The sequence below is a fragment of the Lysobacter sp. TAB13 genome (assembly GCF_052113885.1).
Taxonomy (GTDB): Bacteria; Pseudomonadota; Gammaproteobacteria; order Xanthomonadales; family Xanthomonadaceae; genus Lysobacter; species Lysobacter gummosus.
This window is the reverse complement of the sequence record NZ_JBFRDR010000215.1, coordinates 1-438: the sequence shown is the minus strand read 5'-3', so window position 1 is coordinate 438 and position 438 is coordinate 1. Positions and strand designations below refer to the sequence as shown.

The following is a 438-nucleotide window of genomic DNA, read 5'->3' as shown; positions in this document are numbered from 1 at the left end:
GTATCATGTTCCGCGAGATACCCGACAGAATCCCGAATCTGCTTGGTCGCCTTGCGCAACACCTTGCTCTTGAACCACTGCCTCTCCGCCCCCGGATTGTCAGTTGCTTCGGTGCGCTCCTTGAGCTGGAGAACATAAGCGAGTCGACCGATACTAACGATGCCATCAGCCAGTTCGACCTGCTCCTTCGGGCGCGGCGAGAACGTGGTCTGGGAGAAGGTGAACTCCTTCCAAAACTTCGAGGCGTTCAAGTCTGCGGTAAATTGCTCGAGCGTCATTTGAGACCGCTACCACGCTTGCCCCTGTGCTGGCAGACCCTAAGCTCACCGTTCTGCGTTGCGGTCTGGGGGAAGCCATGCAGGCCACCATCGAGAAGGTTGTTCGCATCACCGCACCCGTGCTGCGATTGGCGTAATCTTGATTTTCACGCCAATGGCG

At 57.3% G+C, this 438-nt stretch carries 1 protein-coding gene; it reads right to left on the bottom strand.

Annotation, left to right across the window (positions count from 1 at the left end; genetic code table 11):
* A partial coding sequence (locus AB4Y92_RS25885) for a hypothetical protein (RefSeq protein ID WP_441822225.1) occupies positions 1-278 on the bottom strand: 278 nt, incomplete at its 3' end.
* Positions 279-438: the final 160 nt, after the last annotated feature.